Consider the following 19097-nt stretch of genomic DNA (forward strand, 5'->3'; position numbering starts at 1 on the left):
ACACCCTACTCACCATCAAGACGTAGCGAAAATAGTCGCCGGGTATATCAGGTTCCACACCATTTAGCCGCTATGGGATTACGGCGGAAACGGCGCTCTCTCCGTACCGTCCGAGATCCACCGCCGCACTGTTCACCGGGGCACCGGGAGGCTGTTTGGCATATTCATTCCTTCACGCAACCATCACAACTGAAACAGCGTCAGAAGCGGCGCCGGGACCGGCCGCGGGCGCCGGACGGCACCACCGCCACGCAATCGCGCGAGCACCGCCGCGCGCCCCGGCACAGCCCCGCCGCCCCGGCACCTCCCGTCACCGGACAGCGCCCCGCGGCCGCATCAACCGCAGCGCCGACAGCCCGCCGCCGACCCCGATGACGCCCGCGAGGAGGAACACCGCGTCGAGGCCGGCCGCGTACGCCCCGGGCGGGGCGCCGTCGCCGGTGCCGGGCACATACCGCTGGAACACGGTGCCGAGCAGTGCGATGCCCAGGGCGAGGCCGAGTTGGCGGGCGCTGTTGGCGGCCGCGGCGGCCGCGCCGCTGTGTTCCGGGGGCGCCGCGGACATCGCGAGAGCCGGCAGGACGGGCGAGACGAGTCCCGCGCCGACGCCGGTGAGCACCAGCCCCGGCAGCAGCACCGGCCAGGAGGAACCGGGCTGGACGGCGAGCAGCGCCAGGTCGCCGACGCCGGTGAGCACCGTGCCACCGCCGATGGCCCACCGCGCGGGGATCCGGCGCAGGGCGCCGCCGGCCAGCGCGGAGGTGGCGAAGAAGGCCGCCGGCTGGACGGTGATGACCAGCGAGGTGGCCAGCGAACCGAGGCGGACGCCGTTCTGCAGCCAGAGCGAGAGCACCGGCAGGAAGCCGAAGGCGGCCAGGTAGTAGCCGCAGGCCGCGATCAGCAGACCGTTGAAGGCGGGCGTGCGGAGCAGCGCGAGCGGCAGCATCGGATGCGTCGCGGCGCGCTCCGCCAGGAGGAACGCGAGCAGCGCGCACGCCCCGACGGCGAAGGCGAGCAGCGTCGAGGGATCCGCCCAGCCCCGCTCGCCGCCGCGGACGCAGCCGAAGGTGATGCCCGTCGCGGCCAGCGTGAAGGTCACGATCCCGGGCCAGTCGATACGGGCCGGTGTGCGGGCGTCGCGCACCAGGACCTTGACGGACAGTACGAGGGTGGCGGCGCAGACCGGTACCGCTCCGTAGAAGATCCACGGCCAGGACAGGAACTGGGTGAGCAGCCCGCCCAGGACGTTGCCGACTCCGGCCGCCGCACCGGCGACCGCGCCCCAGACGGCGAATGCCCGCGCCCGGTCGCGCCCGTGATAGGTGAGGCCGATCAGCGGCAGCAGCGTGCCGAACATCGCGGCGCCCGCGACCCCTTGGACGGCGCGGGCCGCGATGAGGACCTGCGCGTTCGGGGCCAGACCGCACCCGAGGGTGGCGAGCGTGAAGACGGCGAGGCCGACCACGTACAGGCGCTTGCGTCCGAAGGCATCCCCCAGGGAGCCCATGCCGAGCAGCAGCCCGGCCAGGGCCAGCGTGTAGACGTCGACGATCCATTGCAGAGCGCCGAACCCCGCATGCAGATCGTCGGCCATGCGCGGCAGCGCCACCGTCACGATCGTCGCGTAGACGAGCAGCAGGAACGTGCCGAGGCAGGTGGCGACGAGCGGCAGCCAGCGGCCCGGTGCGGGCTTCGCCGGGGACGCCGGGGGCTGTTCGGGCGGGGTCGCGGGCCGTCCCGGCGCCGGCTGCGCGCCGGAGCCGGGCCCCTGGCCGGCCAGTGGTGAGTGATCCATGGAGCCACCCTGCTGTAATGGTCTTATACAACTGAACCCTTACGGGGAGGACCCGGTCCGCTTTGTGGTCGAGCTCACCAACACACCGCCGGCCGACGCGGCGGAACTGGCCGAGCGCTGCGTCGCGGCGGGCCTGGTCCTGGACCGCCCGGTACGGGACGCGGACCTGACCGAGGTACGGGACTTCCTCCGCCGCTGGGCGGAGGTCGTCGACGCCACCACGGACGAGCGCCGCGCGGCCCTGCTCAACGCCCTGCTGTCGGACGCCGCCGCGCACCCCCGGCTGACCGACCACGCCGACGGCGGCTGGCACATCCACTACCGCGAGGACGATCTGAGCCTGGCCGGACTGCTGCGCGCGGTGGTCTCGGTCGGCACCGCACTGCATCTGACCGGTCTGGGCATGCACCGGCTGGGCCGCTGCGCGCTGGCCGAATGCGACCACGCTTACGCGGACTTCAGCCGGGCCGGCCGGCAGCGGTACTGCTCACCCGCCTGCGCCAACCGCGACGCGGTACGCCGCCACCGCGCCCGGCGGTCCACCTGACCCGATCGCGGCGCCGAATACGACACCGGACATCGCCACCGGGCCTGGCACGCGGCCCGAACGAGGCTGGGCCCCGGCCCGCCCGGGAGGGACCAAAGTCCCCACCCCGGGACCAAAGTCACCCAACATCTGGTGTCGGCGTGTCGCTCTACGCACCAGATGTAGTGTTGCGGCTGCCGGTTCGGCGACGCCCCTCGGGCCGTCGCCGAGGCAAGAGGGAACCCGGTGGGAATCCGGGACTGCCCCGCAGCGGTGAGCGGTAACGACCGCCGTCATCGAGCACTGGGTGTGCGCACCGTCGCACGCGGCCCGGGAAGCGACGGCCAGTAGGAGGACACCCGGATGTCCGTGACCACGAGTCCGAAGACCTGCCGGCCACGCCGCACACGTCCGTGCGCGGCGGATTCCCGATGCCTCGTGGGAGGGCTGACGTGACCGCAGTCGACGCCGTCGATACCGTGACCGAATACCTGGAGCGCCGTGACTGGCGCGTCAACGCCAACGCCAATCAGGGCTATTCGCTGGGCGGCCTGATCCTCAACACGGCGGGCAAGCTCATCGCCAACTACTGGCTGGACCAGGTCTATCCGCCCGCCGTCGGCCACGCCCACCGGACCGGCGAACTGCACATCCACGATCTCGACATGCTCTCCGGCTACTGCGCGGGCTGGTCGCTGCGCACCCTGCTCGCCGAGGGACTGGGCGGGGTACCGGGCCAGATCGACTCGGCCCCGCCGCGCCACTTCTCGTCCGCCGTGGGCCAGATCGTCAACTTCCTGGGCACGTTGCAGAACGAATGGGCCGGCGCCCAGGCGTTCAGCTCCTTCGACACCTGCATGGCGCCCTACGTCCGCCTCGACGCGATGACGTACGAGCAGGTCAGGCAGTGCATCCAGGAAATGGTGCACAACCTGAACGTACCGGCCCGCTGGGGCACCCAGACGCCGTTCACCAACCTCACCTTCGACTGGACCTGCCCCGCCGACCTGCGCGCGGAGGTACCCGTCATCGGCGGCGAAGAGGCGCCCTTCACCTACGGGGACCTCCAGGCGGAGATGGACCTGATCAACCGCGCGTACATCGAGGTCATGACCGAGGGCGACGCCTCGGGACGGGTCTTCACCTTCCCCATCCCCACGTACAACATCACCGCGGACTTCCCCTGGGAGAGCGAGAACGCCGAGCGGCTGTTCGCCATGACCGCCAAGTACGGGCTGCCGTACTTCCAGAACTTCATCAACTCCGAGCTGTCCCCGCACCAGATCCGCTCGATGTGCTGCCGCCTCCAGCTGGACCTCACCGAACTGCTCAAACGCGGCAACGGGCTCTTCGGCAGCGCGGAACAGACCGGTTCGCTGGGTGTGGTCACCGTCAACTGCGCACGTCTGGGCCATCTGCACGCCGGCGACGAGGCCGCGCTCCTCACCGACCTCGACCGGCTCCTGGAACTCGCCCGGGACAGCCTGGAGATCAAGCGCGTCACCGTGCAGGGGCTGATCGACGACGGTCTCTACCCGTACACCAAGCGCTATCTCGGAACGCTGCGCAACCACTTCTCGACCATCGGCGTCAACGGCATCAACGAAATGATCCGCAACTTCACCGCAGACGCCCACGACATCACCAGCCCCGAAGGCCACGCGCTGGCGGTACGGCTGCTGGACCACATACGGGCCCGGATGGTGACGTTCCAGGAGGAGACCGGCCACCTCTACAACCTGGAGGCCACCCCCGCCGAAGGCGCCACCTACCGGTTCGCCAAGGAGGACCGCCGCCGCTTCCCCGGCATCCGGCAAGCGGGCACGGCCGACCGCCCCTACTACACCAACTCCTCCCAGCTGCCCGTCGGCTGGACCGACGACCCGTTCCAGGCCCTGGAGATGCAGGACGAACTCCAGCGCAAGTACACCGGCGGCACCGTGCTGCACCTGTACATGTCCGAGCGGATCTCCACCGCCGACGCCTGCCGGCGCCTCGTACGCCGGTCACTGGAACGCTTCTCGCTCCCCTATCTCACGGTCACCCCGGCCTTCTCCCTCTGCCCCGGACACGGCTATCTGTCCGGCGAGCACACCACCTGCCCGCGGTGCGGCGAAGACTGCGAGGTATGGACCCGGGTCATGGGCTACCACCGCCCCGTCTCCTCCTTCAACATCGGCAAGAAGGGCGAGCACGCCGAACGCCTGCCCTTCCGCGAGGCCGCCGGGGCCGGCGCGTGATACGGATCGGCGGCTGGTCCCGGCTCTCCACCTGCGACTGGCCGGGCCGGCTGGTCACCACCGTCTTCTGCCAGGGCTGCCCGTGGCGCTGCGGCTACTGCCACAACCCGGAGCTGCTGCCGGTCCGCGCGGCGGCACCGGTGCCCTGGCGGACGGTCACCGACCACCTGACCCGGCGCCGCGGACTGCTGGACGGCGTCGTCTTCTCGGGCGGCGAGCCCCTGCTCCAGCCGGACCTGGCGACCGCCCTGCGCGAGGTCCGCGCGCTCGGCTTCGCCACCGGACTGCACACGGGCGGCGCCTTCCCGCGCCGCTTCGCACAGCTCCTCGCGGCCGGCCTGGTGGACTGGGTCGGCTTCGACGTGAAGGCCACCCCCGACGCGTACGAGAAGGTCACCGGCGTCCGCAACAGCGCCCGGCCCGCGCAGCGCAGCCTGCGCCTGCTGCTCGACTCCGGCACCGCGCACCAGCTCCGTACGACGGTCGATCCGGCCCTCCTCGACGAGGCGGAGTTCACCGCTCTCGAACGGTGGCTGGCCGCACAGGGCGCCCGTGGACACGTCCGCCAGGAGGCCCGGCCCGAGGGCCAGTCCGTCGGTCCGCGGCCCTCCCCCACGGCGGAGCGGGCCAGGAGGCCGGGCGGCTGATCCCGCTCGGCGGCGGTACGGGGCGGGACGGCCGTCGGTGGGGCCGGTCGGATGGCCGTCGGCCGGGCCGGCAGGTGGCGTCCGTACGGGGTGATCCGCACCATGTCGCGTCGGCGGTTCGCGGGGCCGGGTTACGGCTCCCGCCGCCCCCGCGCTGTTGTCCCGGCCCATAGTGGTCGGGACAGCAGTCCCTACGCCCGCCCCTCGCGGATGGCCGGCCACGGCCGCCGCGGCTCCGGCGTCCGGCGTCCGGCGAGCACCCCGGCACCCCGGCACCCCGGCACCCCGGCACCCCGGCACCCGGGCACCCCGGCACCCCGGCACCCCGGCATCAACGGCCCCACCGGACCCGGAGCCACGTCGCTCAGACACCCCGATCACCTGCGAAGTGTCCGTCGCGTCCCTCCTATCCCTCGTATCCCTATCGACTCCTTTCGGCCGCTTTTCCTGCCCACGCGCCCACCGCCCTCGTATGCCTGTCGCACACCCCTCGCGCGCACCCTGGCGGCTCTGGCGCGCCGCCACCCCGACCAGCCTGTCGCCGCACGGCGGACCCCCGGCGCGAAATCAAGTCAAGGTCAACCCCTCGCACCGGAAGCTACTTTCCGGAATCAGACGATCACATGTAGCGTTCATTCGGACCGAAGCTACGACTGCGTCGCCACGTCACGGCCGGGAGGACGCGGGGCCGTGGGCGTTGCGGCACATCCCGCTCCGCCCGTCGGACACCACCATGTCTGTCCGTACACGCCTGCTTTGCAAGAGGAATGGGCCCAGACCATGTTTCTGCACTCCTCGACGACCCTCACCGCGCAGTCGGCGGCCGAGTACCGCCGGCCGACGGATGCCGGGCCCGGCGACGAGCCCGCCTGGGCGGTCGACCGGCTCCCGGACGGCAAGTGGCAACTGACCCTGCGCGACCTGGAACCCGTATCGGTCCGCCGGCTCCCCTCGGACGAGGTCCGCATCATCCTGGCACCGGCACACACCGAACCGGCCCGCACCGTGGCAGCCACCGGTCTCCCGCATACCGCCGACGCCCCGCCGGACCCGATCCAGATCAACGCCGCGGCCCGGACCGTATCCGTCGAAGGACACCAGCTCCTCCTGCCGCGGCTCGAATTCGATCTGCTCGCCCACCTCGTCCGGCACCCGCACCGCGCCTACACCCGACAGCAGCTGATGGCCGCCGTCTGGCCGGACTCCCGGTCCAGCACCCGCACCGTCGATGTGCACATCGCCCGGCTGCGCCGCCGCCTGGGACCGCGCCGCCGCGCATCCATCACCACGGTGTTCGGCATCGGCTACAAGTACCTGCCCCTCCCGTAGCCCATGCTTCACGTCCCCGTAGGCCGTAGGCCCGTATGCCTGTAGGCCATGGGCAACCGGACTCGGCTCACGGGTACGGCACATGACACACGGCACACGGCACCGATCACCGGCGCGCAGCGGGTCCCGTACGGCCGTCCCCCCCCCGGAGACCAGCCCCGGCTGGACGGCACGATCAGCGGCAGTACGACGACCGAGGGCACCTGACCGGGCATGGCATCGGCCCGGCCCCCTCGCCTAACCTCGCCTCGTCCCGACGATGCGCCTTCAGACTGCCGCAGTCGGCCGGCCGCGCCGAGGATCCCCATCTCGCCGCCCTGCCCGGAACTTCCTCACGCTCGCGACAGACGGCACACCCCTGCCTCACAGGGTCCCGGGAGCGCGATCGAACGCCAACAGATTGCTTTCCTCCATTTCGTTGTCCGCCTGACCGGCTGCACAGGATCACCCGCGCCCTGCCTCCTGCGCACATGTTTGTGGGACTGATCTGCGGTGAAAGGTGGTCAGTGGAGACGGCAGGCCCGCCCGGACCGGCCGATCAGTCATACGGCAGAGTCGATACGGGCCAGTCAACACGCGCTCCTCGGTGCCTGATGGGTGCCGTTTTGTCAGGTGGGCAGGGAAAGGGTGCTGAGCATGGTGGAGCCGGAAGACTGGATGGCCGCAGCCAGTAAGCCACCGGTCGAGCTGCACACCGACAGGCCCCACGCGGCGCGCGTCTACGACCTTCTGCTCGGCGGCAAGACCAACTATCCCGCCGACCGCGAGGCGGCGAAGGCAACGCTCGCCGTCCTGCCCAACGCCGCCATGATCGCCCGGCAGAACCGGTCCTTCATGCACAGGGCGGCTCGCTATCTGACCGTGGAAGCCGGTATCCGGCAGTTCCTCGACATCGGCACCGGGATTCCGACGTCGCCCAACCTGCACGAGATCGTCCAGTCGATCGCTCCGCAGTCCCGGATCGTGTACGCGGACAACGACCCCATCGTGCTGGCTCACTCACGCGCCTTGCACACCAGCCACCCCGAGGGACGTACCGCCTACGTCCAGGCCGACCTGTGCTCTCCGGAGAGCATCCTCGACGACCCGCGACTTCGACAGACCCTCGACCTGACCCAGCCCGTCGCGCTGACACTCCTGGCCGTGCTCCACTGGCTGCCCGCCGAACACGACCCGTACGCCATCGTCCGCCAGATCCTCCGGGCATTTCCCGCCGGCAGCTATCTGGCACTGACCTACGTGACGAACGACTTCGACCCCAGCGCGCTACGGGACGTCTCCGACACGTTCCGGGCCAGGGGTTCCCATGTGAACGCACGCAGAAAGGACGAGGTACTGCGGTTCTTCGACGGCATGGAGCTGGTCGAGCCCGGCCTCCAGGTCGTCCAGCGATGGCGCCCGGACCCCACAGACCTCGGCGCGGACGCCATCGCCGACACCGACATCCCCCTCTACGCAGGCGTCGCCCGCACGAGCTGAAGCACGGTACGCGAAAGCCCAGTTGCTGCCCATACCGCTCCGCACTCCGCATGCGCTCTGTGTGCGGGGCGATGCCGGAGTTACCCAGGTCGTCCCCCGTGCGCACTCCGCGTGCGGAATCACCGTTGCACCGCCGGATCCCCGCGGTGTGGGGCATAATCTTTGGGCCGTCCGCCCCTGCCCTCATCCGGGCGCCGCCCGTGGTCATCGGCTGGTCGCCGAGGCCCTCGCCGACGAGGGTCCGCGGACACGGAACGGCTCGGCGACGAGGCGAACGACGAACTGACCGCCGCCCTGACCCCCGTCGAGCGCGAACAGCTCATCGGCCTCCTCACCCGCATCATTCAGCCGGAAGAGCCCTGCCGCGGCACGAGGCACACCGGTCCATAGCGGCACGGCGGCCCGTCACACGGCATCGGAAGAACCCCGGGAACCCCACACAGGCAGCCGCGAGGCGACGATCCATCGCCCCGTCGAGGTTCCGAGCCGAGTCAGTGGCCGTCGGCCGCACTCACCACGTACGCGTCGTAGCGGCGGAGGCGGGGGCGTCGTCGCGCGAAGGGGGTGAGACGGCCGCCCAGACCGCCTTGCCGCCGACATTGGGGGTGGTCCAACCCCAGGATGCGCTCAGGTAGTTGACGATATGCAGGCCGCGGCCGGACTGGGACAGGTGGTCGGGCTTCCTCAGCACCGGGACGGCTGTGCTGTGGTCGCAGACCGTGCACAGGACGGTCCGACCGCGTCGCAGCAGACCCAGCCAGACCGGGCGGCGATCAGCACGGTGGGCCGGAGGGTGTACCAGGCCGTACTGGAGCGCGTTGCTCAGGAGCTCGGACACGATGAGGGTCGCGTTGTCGATGAGCGGATTCAGCCCCCAGCCGCTGAGGGTGGACCAGGTGAACCGACGGCCCTCGCCGGCCGCCTGCCCGTCGGCCATCAGGGCGCAGGCCGCGAACCCGGTGGCTCCCCGCATGCTCGCTTCGTCTCCCAGGGCGTCGGGCGACGCCTGCGCCGGCCAGTGGCCGTCGGCCGTTCCGGGTAAGTGGGCATGGGTGTTTCCGGCCCGGTGGGGTGTCATCACGATCTCCGTGGAGCCTCTCAGGCAGTCGTCACGAACGGGTGATTCGGGGCCACTATCCCCTGCGACGGCTAGTGCTGCAACTGCATCTGCAATTACAGTTGCCGCCAACGTAATTGCACCGGTAAGTGCATATGCAATTGCGTACCAGGTAAGTGCCTGTTCAGGCACGTGTGTTCGCAAGGGAGCGACGTGATGCAGAAGATCGACAACGGAGTTCAGTCGGACCGGATCGCAGGAGCGGTCTGGACGAAGAGTCTGCACAGCGCCCCGGGAGGCAACTGCGTCGAGGTTGCCCAGCTTCCGGACGGGGAGATCGCGGTGCGCAACTCGCGTTTCCCTCAAGGGCCCGCGCTGATCTACACGCGGGCGGAGCTGGCCGCGTTCATCGACGGGGCAAAGGACGGCGAGTTCGACGCGCTGGTGAGCTAGGGCCGCATCGGGCGGCATCCGCTTCGACCGCGGCGGCTCGTGGGCCACCGTCTTCGGCAGGGGCGGTTTCGCCAGTTGAGGTAGCGGTGGATCACACCGCCCCGTTCCTGACGGGTGGCGTGGTCGGTGCCGTCAAGGGTGATGTAGCACAAGGGCGGTGAACTGGGCCTCGACGACGTCGAGTCGGCACCTGATGGTCGGGGTGCAGGAGATCTCGAAGTTGTTCGTCTTGGCCCAGTCACTGAATTATTTGAGACGCCGGAGTCTTCTTTCTGATCACGTACGGGAAAAAGCTGTCACAAGTGATCGCTATCCGGATGTCCGTGGTTGGCGTGCGTGCGGATAACGGCGGCGCTTCACGACATGGGGTCATTGCACCCCGGTAAGGACCAGTTCGCCGACTACCTGATCACCGCTCTTCTCTCCCGTCGGGTGAAATCCGAGCCTCAGGTAGAACCCCTCGGGCCCGCGTTCTCCCGGCGCCCAGGTCATCGTTGCCCGCGTCAGCCCGCGCCTTCGGACCTCCTCGCATACGGACTCCACGGCGAATCGGCCGTATCCCCGGCCTTGTTGGCCTGCGGCGATGTTCAGCCGCCAGAGTCCGGAGCGCGGCCTGTCGTCCGGATCGTCCGGATGAAAGCGGACCGAGAAGAAGCCCATGACGAAGCCCACGAGTTGCTCACCGTCGAAGATCAGTCGAGGCCAGGCGATCCCCGGTTGCGCGTACGCCTCGGCGAGTGACCAGGCGACCGGAGCCACGAAGCCCTCCTGATCGGGCCGCACCTTCAGCCGGCAGGCGGCTTCGACGTTGTCCGGCGTGATCTTCTCCAGGCGAAGTGATGAGGACATCCCGGCACCCTAACCGGCCGCCCCCGAGCGCTTGAGAGGTCACGCTTCGGCCGAGTACGCCTCGTTGGGCAAGGTATGCGCCCCGTCGGCTACCCGGGCGGTCGTTCGGTCGTCCGCGGTCAGGGCCGTCCTCGGCGGGTTCCTGTGGATGGCGACCGGGTGGGAGAATGGCCCACCCGCACAGACACCGACGGGAGTTTGCATGTCCGCCATGATGCGGCCGAGTACTGAGCTGTCGATACGGCGTTACCTCGATGCGCCACAGGTCCGGCCGACGGCCCTGCGTATCGTGCTGGGCACCCAGCTGCGGAGGTTGCGGAAGGAACGCGACATCTCCCGTGAGGATGCGGGCAAGGCGATCCGGGGCTCCCACGGCAAGATCACTCGCCTGGAACGAGGGCAGGTCAGCTGCAAGGAACGCGACCTGAGCGATCTGCTCACCCTCTACAAGGTGCTGGACGAAGCGGAGCGAGCCGACTATTTCGAGCTGGCCCGCCAGGCCAACACCTCCGGCTGGTGGCACCAGTACAACGACGTGCTGGAGGACTGGTTCGAGCTGCACATCGGCCTGGAGGAAGCGGCGTCACTGATCCGCACCTATGAAGTGCAGTTCCTCCCGGGCCTGTTGCAGACGCAGGAGTACGCCCGCGCGGTCAGCCGGCTGGGCTACCCGAGCGCCTCGGAAGACCGGCTCGACCGCCTGGTGGAGCTCCGGATGAAGCGGCAGGAGCTCTTGACCCGCCCGGATGCGCCCAAGGTCTGGGCGGTGGTGGACGAAGCCGCTGTGCGTCGCCCCTTCGGCGGCCGGGAGGGCATGCGCGCCCAGCTGGAGCATCTGCTGAAGGTGGCGGAACTGCCGAATGTGACGCTTCAGGTGGCCCCGTTCAGCGTCGGCGCGAACGCGGCGGCCGGGGCTCCGATCACCATCCTGCGGTTCAGCGAGCCGGACCTGCCGGACAAGGTCTATCTGGAGCAGCTGACGGGCGCGATCTATCTGGACAAGCAGGATGCCGTCGACCAGTACACGTTGATCATGGACCGGCTGTGCGCCGAGGCGGACCCGCCGGAGGAGACCGACGCCTTCCTCAAGAAGCTGCTGCATCAGTTGGTCTGACCGCTGCAGCGGTGGCGCCGTGGCGGCATGCGGCGTGCCGTCGGCGCGCATTGCGCCGAGAGCACGCATCGTACTGAGGGGAACATCGGGCGGTGGCGCGCCGTCGCGGTGGGAGGGGGCGGCGCCTCACAGCGCGTATGCGCACTTCTCCGGTGTGGCGGAGCGGGATATGACGTCCGCGGCGTAGGAGAGGAAGGGGCGCCGGAGGCGGCAGCCGAGGTCCTCACCCAGCCGCCGCTGTGCCGCGCGCAGGCTGTACGCGACGGCGGCCCGGTCACTGCCCATGAGATCGGCGACTTGGTCACTGGTGAGGTCCAGGAGGTAACGCAGCACCGCGACATCTGCCTGCCCCTCGGGCAACGCCCGGTAGACGAGTCCCAGCAGAGCCCTGGCCGGGCGTGGCCCTGTCTGCTGCTGCCGTTCGCAGTCGGAGATGCGCCGTTTGAGGGCACGCCAGGCGATCTCCGCCGGGCAAGGACTGCTCAGCACATGGGGCCAGATGATCGCCAGGTCCCCCAGGCCGGCCCGCACGGTCGCCTCGGCGTGGCCCCGATCGGCCAGGCGCAGGCGGGCGTACTTGAGGAACAGCTCATAGCGCAGTTCGCAGAAGGCGGTGAAGTCGATGGGCAGCGCGACGAGGTGGGCGGGCGCCGCCGGATAGCCGGTGCGCGCTGCCCGTTGGGGCTGCGGCCGTGTGATGGCCCGGTGGGCAGGGCCGTGCCGGTACGTCATGGTCTTCCTATGGGCGTCGGTCGCGAGAAGCCGTTGGCACCGGCCGTCCCGGCCTGGGCGGGCCGTTGTTCGCGAGTGACGGGTGGCAACAGCTGTGGGGTCACGTGGCGGGCATCCGGCCGCCGGCCTCGCCGTCGGGGACGGTGACGAGCCGGTCCCACAGCGCGCAGACCTCATCGGAGCGTCCTTGCAGGCAGGCGGCGTGCGCATGGGCCACCGGCCAGGCGAACGAGGTGATGCTCCGGCCCGCCGGGCGCTCGAACGTACCGTCTTCGGTGAACGCACCGAGCCGGCCGACCGCCTGATCCATCCGCTGCATGGCCGCCTGCATCAGGGTGGCCGCCTCCGTGAGGTCCGCACGCCGCGAGGGGCCCTCGCCCTCCGCGGCATTTCCGTAAACCTGGTCCCACAACGGCCTGATCATCTCCAGGTCGCCGTCGCAGGCGAGGGTGAACCGCTCGGCGACCTTCCAGGACGGGCGGCGTTCACCACTGAGCAGCCGGGACACATAGGACGGGGAGATACCGATCTCACGCGCGAGTGCGCGCACGGATTTCGTCGACCCGCGCTGGAGACCGGACAGCGCGCCGGCCAGTTCCCGGCCTGGTGGCCCGCTCTCACCGCCGGCGGCCGCCTGGGGTGGCGGCGCAGCGGAGTTCGGGGACCGCGGGCGGCTGCCGCGCTTCGCCCGCTGCTCCAGGGCGCGTTCCACCTGGCCGGCCGACCAACGGTTCCGGGCCGCGTCACCGCTGACGCCCAGGACCTCACCGACCGACTCCCAGTTGGCCCCGTACTCGCGGGCCTGCCGCACCAGCACGGCACCGAGATCGTGCACGTCCCGCACCAGCGCCGCGTACAGCTCCAGCACCTGCAGCTGCTGGGACGGGTCGAACGTGCGGGACCGGCGGTGCAATCGCTGGGACCGGCGCAGGACGGCCTCGCCGATCCGCACCACGGCAGCGTCGTGTTCCGCCGGGACGGCCCGGACGGCATGGGATGTCCTGCCGCGGAACGCCGCGGTGCGGCAGGCGTCCTTGCAGTACTCGGGTGGACGGCCACGGGGACTGCGGCGGGTGAACGAGGTGCCGCAGTGTCGGCAGGTGCGGGTGAGCGAGTTCTTGCTAGCCATCGGAAACCTCGACAAGGGGTTCTCGTTCAGGGGGAAGGCCAGGAGTGCTGTTGCCGAATTTCGTTACGTATCCGGCCGCGATCTGCGAAGGGACGGCGAAACGACTGACTGTCCGTCGGTTCCCGGTGGCGGCCCCGGCCGTGGCCGGCACGGCGTTCGGCACACATGTGGCGGCGGGGAGGGTTTACACCGCGCCGGCCCTGCGATGGTGAATCGTGACGCGCTGCGCGGCCGACGCGGCGAACCGCTGCAGCGGGAGGGTCGCCGGAACCGCGGGGGCACCGGAGAGGAGAACGATGTGCGCCACCGGGCGGACGAGGAGGGCACCCCCTCGCATGTTGACCGATCCGTCGACAACGCCACCACGGCTGCGGCCCGTCTGCGTAAAGGTGTTACCTTCGAACCCGCTGCTGAGCGAGCGATGTGTGAGCCCAACAGTCTTCGGGTCACGGGGCATCAAGTTCTCCTCTGACTCGTCGAGATGGAAGAAAACGGCAGGGCCCTGGTTCTCGGTTGCTAGGCCACCCAGGGCCCTTCCGCTGCGTTGACCCTAACCGCTGATCCGCACGGAGCGCGAACACAGCGTTACGTAACGGAATTGTTTTTCGGATGATCCAAATAAGACCCGAGACGGACAGCTGAACGGTCAAAAACGGTCACCGTTCGACCTCTTTCGGGCCACGGAGACGCGTACGGCCATCTGCCGACGCATACAGCCATGTACGGACACGTACAGGCATGTACAGACACGTAACGGCAGCAGGCGCCGGGGCGCATGCGGAAGCGAGCCGCGGCCCCACACTCGGGGCGGCGGCTCGGTCCAGGGATTCGGTCGCCAAAGCGGCTGTCGTGAGGCCCTGTTGAGGCGTGGTAGCTATGGGCGATGCCGAACGAAGCCCTTGACCCGATAGGTCATCGCCCGTCCGGTCCCCGGCGGGCGGTGCGGGCTGCTCGACCCGCCGATCGTGAACACGGCGGGCGGAGCGGGGACTTCAGTGAGGAAGAAGGCGGGCACGATGGTCTTCCGCGCAGGCGGCCATGGGAATGGAGACGCGTGCGCGGTGTGGTGGTGTGGGAGGGGCGGGCGGTGACGGCGCTCGGTTACGGGACGAGGACGACCTTTCCGGCGACGGTGCCCGACTCGGCCAGGCGGAGCGCTTCGGCGGCGCGGGTCAGGGGGAGTTCGGCGGCGACCTGGGCGGTGATCTCGCCGTTGCGCAGGGCCGTGAACACCTGGGTGAGGTCGGCGCGCAGACGGGACCGGAAGCGGTTCTTGGCGAGGGTGCGGCCGGCCCAGATGTTGAAGAAGTAGGCGCGGCGCCCGTTGGGCAGCCGGTTCCACAGCCATACCCGGCCCAGGAGTTTGAGCACGGGCCACTGTCCCGACCCCGTGCCGTCGCGGGTGGCGGCGCTCCCGTAGGAGAGGAGGGTGCCGCCGGGGGCGAGGAGGTGCCAGGAGTCGGTGATACCGCGCCCGCCGACGTGGTCGAAGACGGCGTCCACCCCGTCGGGGGCGAGTTCCCGGACACGTCCAGGGACGTCGCCGCCCCGGTAGTCGACGGGCTCCACCCCGAGGGCGCGCAGTCCGTCGTGGTGGCGGGCGGCGGCGGTGCCGATCACCCGGGCGCCGGCGCTGCGCGCCAGTTGGACCAGGATCGATCCGACTCCGCCGTTGGCGCCGTGGACGAGGACGGTCTGGCCGGCGCGCACGCGGGCCTTGCGGTGCAGCATCTGCCAGGCGGTGATGCCGTTGACGACCGCGGTCTCGGCTTCGGCCGCGCTCACGCCGGCGGGCACCGCCACCACGTCGGCGGCGTCGAGTACCACGTGGCTGGCCCAGCCCCCGGTCTTGGTCAGGGCGGCCACCCGCTGGCCGGCCAGGTCCCGGCCGACGCCTTCGCCGACGGCCAGCACCGTGCCGACCAGGTCGTATCCGGGGACGAAGGGGAACGGCGGCTGGTCGTAGTACCGGCCGCGGCGCATCTGCTGCTCGGCGAAGGACACTCCGGTCGCCTCCATGGCGATCACGACCTGTCCGCCCGCCGGTGACGGCACCGGGCCGTAGCGGAGCTCAAGGCCCTCCGGCTCGACCTTGCCCGGCAGGACCACCTCGACGCGCTCGACGGTGCTCATCACGATCTCCAGTGCGTTTGATGTATTTATTTTCGTTAGATGCTGTAACTAGCATGAGTGCCTATGGGGAAGGTGTCAAGCGGTCGGGCCGCGCGGCCGCGAAGGGGTGTGCCGTAAGTGATAGCCTCTCGCTCCCTGATGGCGCGGTAGCGAGAAGTGCGAGGTGGCGGTCATGACCGGGAGCCCGGCGACCCCCCGTGAGCGGTACCGGCAGCAGGTGCGCGCGGAGGTCAAGGAGCGGGCCTGGGGGCAGATCGCCGAGGCCGGCGCGTCCGCGCTCTCCCTGAACGCGATCGCCAGGCAGATGGGCATGAGCGGACCGGCCCTGTACCGGTACTTCGCCAGCCGTGACGAGCTGATCACCGAGCTCATCAGGGACGCCTACCGCAGCCTCGCCGACACCTTCCGGGACACCGGCTCCCCCGAAGGCACCCACCCGGCCGCGTTGGCGCAGGCCCTACGCCGCTGGGCGCTCGACGACCCGCAGCGCTACTTCCTCGTGTACGGCACCCCGGTGCCCGGCTATCACGCGCCGCAGGACATCACCGGGATCGCGTCGGAGATCATGTCGACGCTGCTCGACGCCTGGATGGCGGCAGGTCCGGGGGAAGCCCCGGCAGGTGCGGCGGGCGCCCTCGACGAGTACCTGGCGGACCATCGCCCCTGGGCCACCGGACACCCGGCCGCGCCGCCCGCGGTCCTCCGCCGCGCCCTGACCTTCTGGAGCCGCCTCCACGGCATGTTGTCCCTGGAACTGGCGGGCCACTTCACCGGGATGGAGCTGGACCCGGAGCTGTTCTTCGCGGCCGAGGTGGACGCCCTGAGCGCCCGCTGAACGGACGCTCCCCCGGCCGGATCGGATCGTCCGCACGGCACGTCCGAGGCGATTTCAGGAGTGACGGGCAGTCAGGGTGAGGCGCCGCGCACGCACTCCGGGGTCACCGCCGTCAGGGGCCGGCGGGTGGGAGGCGGAGCTCCAGCAGGGCGCCGCGCGGGCTCGGTGCCACGCGCAGGGTGCCGCCGTGGGCCTGTGCGATCTCGCGGGCGATGGCCAGGCCCAGTCCGGTGCCGCCGCTGCCGCGGTTGCGGTCCGCCTCCAGCCTGGTGAACCGCTCGAAGACCTGCTCGGCCGCCTCGGGCCGGATACCGGCCCCGTCGTCTGCGACGCGGAGCACGGCGGTGCCGTCCGCCGGATCGGTTCCGGTGGTGACCTGGACCTCGGAGTCCGCGAACCGTTCGGCGTTGTCGAGGAGGTTCGCCAGCAGCCGCTCCAGTTGGCCGCGGTCCCCGCGTACGGGCACCGGGTCGTCGCCGTCCAGGCGCAGCGGGACCCGGGCGGAGCGGCGCCGGGCGATCTCCTCCGCCGCGAGCAGGGACAGGTCTACGAGGTGGGCGGGCGGCGGCCGTTGGGCGTCGAGGCGGGCCAGCAGGAGCAGGTCGGCGGCGATCCGTTCCAGGCGCAAGGTGCTGTGCAGCGTCTGCCGGAGGGAGGCCGTGGTTTCGGGGTCGGGCCGGCGGAGCAGCGCCAGTTCCAGTTCGGCGCGGGCCGCGGCGATGGGGTTGCGCAATTCGTGCGAGGCGTCGGCGACGAACTGCCGCTGCCGGGTGACCGAGCGTTCGAGGCGTTCCAGGGTGTCGTTGACGGTCCGGGCCAGCCGGGTGATCTCGTCCTGGCCGCCCGGGGCGGGGACGCGGCGGCCGAGCCGGTGCGCGGTGACGGCCGCCAGCTCCGCGCGGATGGCCTCGACCGGGCGCAGCGCGGCACCGGTCACGGACCAGGCGATGAGGCCGGTGAGCAGGACCACCAGCGGGCCGCCGGCCAGGAGCGTGACGGCGAGCGCGCGGCCGGCGTCGGCCACGTCGTTGAGCATGGTCAGCGCGTAGACGTAGTGTCCGCCGGCCGCCGAGGGGGTGCGGACGACGGCGACCACGCTGTCATGGCTGGTCAGCACCTGGTCGGCGGAGAACACCCGGACCGCCGAGTCGCTGCCGGCGGCGGGCCGGAAGTCCGCCAGCCGGGCGGCTCGGGCGGCGGGTGCGGGAGCGGTGCTGGCCACCGGGTGGCCGTGGGCGTCCAGGACGAGGACCGCGTCGACCCCGCCGGCCGGCTCCGGCAGCGGCACGGGGTGCACCGGGGAGGCGGCGGGGAAGGTGGTGATCTTGCGGGCGGCGAGTTCGGTGCGGGCGCCGGCGTTGTCCAGAAGGTTGCCGCGCAAGGTGAGATAGAGCCAGCCGCCGCCGGCGGTGAGGGCGAGCACCATCGTCAGCGCTGCGGCCACCGTCGTACGGGCCCGCAGCGTGCGGGGCCACGGCGGACGGGGCCGGGACAGGCGGGACCGGAACCCATGGGGCCGGAACGTACGGGGGCGGCGCGGCCGCTCGGAGGCCGGCGGCGGAGCGGGGACGCGTGCCGGGTCAGGGCTCATCGGGTGCGAGCCGGTAGCCGGCGCCGCGTACGGTGCGGAGGGTGTGCCGGCCGAACGGCGCGTCGATCTTCTTGCGCAGCGAACTGACGTAGACCTCGACGATGTTGGGGTCGAGGTCCGCCGGTGAGTCCCAGACCTCGTCGAGGATGTCCTGTTTGGAGACCGTGCCGCCGGCCGCGGCCATCAGGCGGCCGAGCACGGCGGCCTCCCGCGCGGTCAGCTCGACCGTCCGCTCATCGCGTTTGCAGAGCCGGGCGGCGATATCGAGCGTCAAATCGCCGACCTGCAAGGTCGTGGGGCGCTCCCGTCCGGCCCGGCGCCCGAGGGCACGCAGCCGGGCGAGCAGGATGATCAGCGAGAAGGGCTTGGTCAGGTAGTCGTCGGCGCCCGCGTCGAGTCCGTCGGCCTCGTCGTACTCGCCGTCCTTGGCGGTCAGCATGAGGACGAGGGTGTGGTCGTCCAGTTTCCGCAGCCGTCGGCAGACCTCGTCGCCGCTCGGTCCGGGCAGCATCAGGTCCAGCACGATCGCGTCGTAAGCGCCGGTCAGCGCCAGCTCCAGGCCCCGGTGACCGTCATGAGCGACATCCACCCAGTGACCGTCCGAGGAGATCGCCCGGCGCAGTGTGTCGGCGAGTGCCTGCTCGTCCTCAATGACCAAGATTTTCACCGCTTAAATATCGCATGCCCCGGCATATGGTTTGCGCATGCCTCCGGCCGTGCGGTGGCGTATTGCACGCACCGGGCGGGACGTTCCTTCATGACGGTCTCCGCTCCCGGCGGCGCGGGCGTTCCGGGGCCGACGGGCGCGGTCATTTACCATTTCCTTCGGCGGACCACGAAGAGGAATTCACCGGAGATCTTCGGCCTTTCTCGCAGCGCACCGGATTCCCCTTTTCACGGGTTCCCCGCACTGCCGGCTCCCCTCCGGAAGCCGACGCGGAGTCCCCGCTCTCCGCTGCCGGTCAGCGGTGGCCGCCACCTGGTCAGAGGCGGTCGCACCCGCGCCGTCCCGTGTGCGGCGGAGCATCACCCCCTCATGATGCCCAACACTTCCTGAAGGAAGTCTGAACTTGCTGAATTTCTCTTCAGGTTTCCTTCCGGGACGGCCGGCCGCTGCCGCTTTCCGGTGAAATCCGAGAGGTCACGGGGGCTTTCCGTATGCGGTTTGACCGGGCCGCGCGCCATGTG

General features: G+C 70.5%; 16 protein-coding genes and 1 riboswitch. Of the genes, 8 read left to right on the forward strand and 8 right to left on the reverse strand.

From position 1 onward, the window contains the following. Positions 1 to 310: 310 nt before the first annotated feature. The gene (locus IH09_RS04330; protein ID WP_110952056.1) at positions 311 to 1795 is read right to left on the reverse strand and encodes an MFS transporter; all 1485 of its coding nucleotides are present in this window, start codon (positions 1793 to 1795) and stop codon (positions 311 to 313) included. 25 nt (positions 1796 to 1820) lie between these two features. Here IH09_RS04330 and IH09_RS04335 point away from each other — a divergent pair, with 25 nt between their 5' ends. The 5 genes from IH09_RS04335 to IH09_RS04355 all read left to right on the forward strand — a co-directional run bounded on the left by IH09_RS04335 (position 1821) and on the right by IH09_RS04355 (position 8016). Further along, the gene (locus IH09_RS04335; protein ID WP_052854484.1) at positions 1821 to 2342 is read left to right on the forward strand and encodes a CGNR zinc finger domain-containing protein; all 522 of its coding nucleotides are present in this window, start codon (positions 1821 to 1823) and stop codon (positions 2340 to 2342) included. A 162-nt stretch (positions 2343 to 2504) separates the two neighbouring features. Continuing rightward, positions 2505 to 2732: riboswitch (cobalamin riboswitch) on the forward strand. 41 nt (positions 2733 to 2773) lie between these two features. Continuing rightward, complete coding sequence (locus tag IH09_RS04340; RefSeq protein ID WP_318279383.1) at positions 2774 to 4561, forward strand: ribonucleoside triphosphate reductase; 1788 nt, start codon at positions 2774 to 2776, stop codon at positions 4559 to 4561. Then, positions 4558 to 5208, forward strand: a complete 651-nt coding sequence (locus IH09_RS04345) for an anaerobic ribonucleoside-triphosphate reductase activating protein (protein ID WP_205379970.1) — start codon at positions 4558 to 4560, stop codon at positions 5206 to 5208. The genes IH09_RS04340 and IH09_RS04345 overlap by 4 nt, the downstream gene beginning before the upstream one ends. A 780-nt stretch (positions 5209 to 5988) precedes the next feature. Continuing rightward, complete coding sequence (locus tag IH09_RS04350; protein WP_110952057.1) at positions 5989 to 6537, forward strand: winged helix-turn-helix domain-containing protein; 549 nt, start codon at positions 5989 to 5991, stop codon at positions 6535 to 6537. A gap of 636 nt (positions 6538 to 7173) precedes the next feature. Then, on the forward strand, positions 7174 to 8016 hold the full coding sequence (locus tag IH09_RS04355; protein WP_052854147.1) for an SAM-dependent methyltransferase: 843 nt from the start codon (positions 7174 to 7176) through the stop codon (positions 8014 to 8016). A 511-nt stretch (positions 8017 to 8527) separates the two neighbouring features. On the opposite strand, the gene IH09_RS04360 is transcribed toward IH09_RS04355, so the two are convergent. Beyond that, positions 8528 to 8989, reverse strand: coding sequence for an ATP-binding protein (locus IH09_RS04360; RefSeq protein WP_240150908.1), 462 nt, complete (start codon positions 8987 to 8989; stop codon positions 8528 to 8530). Between the two features lie 300 nt (positions 8990 to 9289). Between IH09_RS04360 and IH09_RS04365 the strand changes: the two genes are divergently transcribed. Beyond that, complete coding sequence (locus tag IH09_RS04365) at positions 9290 to 9526, forward strand: DUF397 domain-containing protein (RefSeq protein ID WP_094791073.1); 237 nt, start codon at positions 9290 to 9292, stop codon at positions 9524 to 9526. 369 nt (positions 9527 to 9895) lie between these two features. On the opposite strand, the gene IH09_RS04370 is transcribed toward IH09_RS04365, so the two are convergent. Further along, a complete protein-coding gene (locus tag IH09_RS04370) occupies positions 9896 to 10375 on the reverse strand; it encodes a GNAT family N-acetyltransferase (protein ID WP_052854150.1) in 480 nt (159 codons plus the stop codon). Positions 10376 to 10577: 202 nt separating this feature from the next. Here IH09_RS04370 and IH09_RS04375 point away from each other — a divergent pair, with 202 nt between their 5' ends. Next, the gene (locus tag IH09_RS04375) at positions 10578 to 11489 is read left to right on the forward strand and encodes a helix-turn-helix domain-containing protein (RefSeq protein ID WP_052854153.1); all 912 of its coding nucleotides are present in this window, start codon (positions 10578 to 10580) and stop codon (positions 11487 to 11489) included. Between the two features lie 126 nt (positions 11490 to 11615). On the opposite strand, the gene IH09_RS04380 is transcribed toward IH09_RS04375, so the two are convergent. From IH09_RS04380 to IH09_RS04390, 3 genes are all read right to left on the reverse strand, one after another. Continuing rightward, positions 11616 to 12221, reverse strand: a complete 606-nt coding sequence (locus IH09_RS04380) for a SigE family RNA polymerase sigma factor (protein ID WP_052854155.1) — start codon at positions 12219 to 12221, stop codon at positions 11616 to 11618. Between the two features lie 100 nt (positions 12222 to 12321). Beyond that, positions 12322 to 13350, reverse strand: a complete 1029-nt coding sequence (locus IH09_RS04385; protein ID WP_205379971.1) for a helix-turn-helix domain-containing protein — start codon at positions 13348 to 13350, stop codon at positions 12322 to 12324. Between the two features lie 1101 nt (positions 13351 to 14451). Beyond that, positions 14452 to 15483: a medium chain dehydrogenase/reductase family protein gene (locus IH09_RS04390; protein WP_052854159.1), complete on the reverse strand. Its 1032-nt coding sequence runs from the start codon at positions 15481 to 15483 to the stop codon at positions 14452 to 14454. Positions 15484 to 15655: 172 nt separating this feature from the next. Between IH09_RS04390 and IH09_RS04395 the strand changes: the two genes are divergently transcribed. After that, positions 15656 to 16318, forward strand: a complete 663-nt coding sequence (locus IH09_RS04395) for a TetR/AcrR family transcriptional regulator (protein ID WP_052854161.1) — start codon at positions 15656 to 15658, stop codon at positions 16316 to 16318. Positions 16319 to 16430: 112 nt separating this feature from the next. Here IH09_RS04395 and IH09_RS04400 read toward each other — a convergent pair whose 3' ends face one another. Further along, positions 16431 to 17762, reverse strand: a complete 1332-nt coding sequence (locus IH09_RS04400) for an ATP-binding protein (RefSeq protein ID WP_190233200.1) — start codon at positions 17760 to 17762, stop codon at positions 16431 to 16433. A 136-nt stretch (positions 17763 to 17898) separates the two neighbouring features. Continuing rightward, on the reverse strand, positions 17899 to 18576 hold the full coding sequence (locus IH09_RS04405; protein WP_052854165.1) for a response regulator transcription factor: 678 nt from the start codon (positions 18574 to 18576) through the stop codon (positions 17899 to 17901). Positions 18577 to 19097 lie beyond the last annotated feature (521 nt).

Origin of the sequence: Streptomyces celluloflavus (genome assembly GCA_000720995.1) — a bacterium.
GTDB classification, from domain to species: Bacteria; Actinomycetota; Actinomycetes; order Streptomycetales; family Streptomycetaceae; genus Streptomyces; species Streptomyces celluloflavus.